Annotated in this window: 1 protein-coding gene; it reads right to left on the bottom strand. The window is 61.1% G+C overall.

Annotation, left to right across the window (positions count from 1 at the left end; translation table 11 throughout):
* Nucleotides 1-2,010 (bottom strand): hypothetical protein (locus tag E4P00_RS24670; protein WP_248133228.1); only part of this gene is annotated, 2,010 nt, incomplete at both ends.

Here is a 2,010-nt window from a genome sequence, read left to right as displayed (position 1 = left end):
GCGTGACCGGCGTGCCCACGGCGGTACCTGTGCTGTCTTTCAACTGCACGGTTGCACCTGGCTTGCCTTCAACAGTGAGGGTGCCGGTTTCTTCATTGATTGTGCCCACGGTAGGGGTCAATGCTGGGATAGTCAGCGCATCGCTGGCCGGCGAGTTGGTCGTGCCGGATGTCTGCACGGCGTGCAAAAGCTCGCCGGCTGTATTTGCAGGCAACGTCAACACGCCGTTACCGACGGCATCAAGCATAACGGGGGCACCGACCGGGTTATTGGCGCTATCTTGCAACTGCACGCTAGCGCCCGGCTTGCCGGTCACCGGCAGTTCACCAGTGGCCGCGTTGACGGTGCCCAGTTCGGGCTTCAACAGCGGTACGGTCTGCGCGGCGGTGGCTGGCGATTCGTTGTTGTTAACGGTCTGAGTGACCGTTACGGGTTGATCGCTCAAGGTAGTCGGGATTTGCAGCGTGCCCTTGCCGTCGGTGCCCAGCGTGACCGGCGTGCCCACGGCGGTACCTGTGCTGTCTTTCAACTGCACGGTGGCGCCTGGCTTGCCTTCTACGACGAGAATACCGGTTTGCGGGTCGATTGCCCCCACGACGGGTTTGAGTACAGGAATGCTGACCGCATCGCTCTCTGGGGATTTAGTGGTGCCCGAGGTCTGTACGGCTGTCAGGCTGTCGCCACTGGTGTCCACCGGCAGTGTCAGCACGCCCTTGCCTGCGTCATCCAGAGCCACAGACGTACCGACCGCCTTGCCGTCTTTGTCGTGCAACTGCACGCTGGCACCTGGTTTGCCGGTGACAGCTACGGTGCCTGTCGCGGCATCGGGCACTTCCAGCAACGGTTTGAGCAGCGGTACGCTGATTGCTGCGGAAGGCAGTGATTCGACATTGTTTACCGTTTGCGTGACCACCACCGGCTTATCGCTCTGGGTGACCGGCACTTGCAAGGCGCCTTTGCCTTCACCGTTCAAGATGACAGGCGTCCCAACCAGGTTGCCTGCGGCATCTTCCAGTTGCACGGTTGCGCCCGGCTTGCCTTCTACGACGAGAGTGCCGGTTTGTGGATCAACTGTACCTAAGGTCGGTTTCAAGATGGGAATGCTGACCGCGTCGCTGGCTGGCGACGGCGTTGCGCCCGAGGTCTGCACCACCTGCAGAGTGTCGCCGCTAGTGCTCACCGGGGGCGTCAGCACGCCCTGCCCCTGAGCATCCAGAACGACAGGTGTACTAACCGCCTTGCCGTCTTTATCGTGCAACTGCACGCTGGCGCCTGGTTTGCCGATCACCGGCAACTGGCCGGTGGCCGGGTCGACGGTTCCCACCTGCGGTGCCAGTAGTGGCACATCCACGCTGGTCACGGGCGACTGGGCGTTGGCGTCCTTGATCACCACACCGACCCGTTCCTCGCTGGCACTTGGCGGCAGTACAAGCGTACCCTGGCCTTTATCGTCCAAGGTGGTCGGGCTGCCAATCGGTTTACCGTCCTGATCCAGCAACTGCACGATCGAACCTGGTTTTCCAATCACCGGCAACTGTCCGGTGACTGGATCAATGGCGCCCAGCTGCGGTGCCAGCAACGGCACTTCAACGTTGGTGGCTGGGGACTGGGTGGTGCCGTCCTTGATCACTACGCTGACCTGTTGACCGCTGGTATTACCCGGCAATGTAACGGTGCCATGGCCCTGATCGTCCAGTTTCACTGGCTTACCAATCAGGTTGCCGCTTTGGTCCTGCAACTGAACGGTCGAACCCGGCTTTCCCGTGACTAGCACATTGCCATTAGCAGGATCGACTACGTCCTGGACTTTACTGTCTAGTGGCTTACCCGTCAGGTTGCTGCTTGGATCCTGCAACTGCGCGGTCGAGCCCGGCTTACCGGTCACCGGCAATGTGCCATTATCAGGATTGACAGTACCCAGTTGCGGCGCCAGCAACGGCACTTCAACGTTGGTGGCGGGAGACTGGGTGGTGCCGTCCTTGATCACTACGCCGACCTGCTCGCCACTGG

The sequence above is a fragment of the Pseudomonas sp. B329 genome, from assembly GCF_023127835.1.
Lineage (GTDB): Bacteria > Pseudomonadota > Gammaproteobacteria > Pseudomonadales > Pseudomonadaceae > Aquipseudomonas > Aquipseudomonas synxantha_A.
The sequence above is the reverse complement of the archived record's forward strand: the minus strand, read 5'-3'. Positions and strand labels throughout refer to the sequence as shown.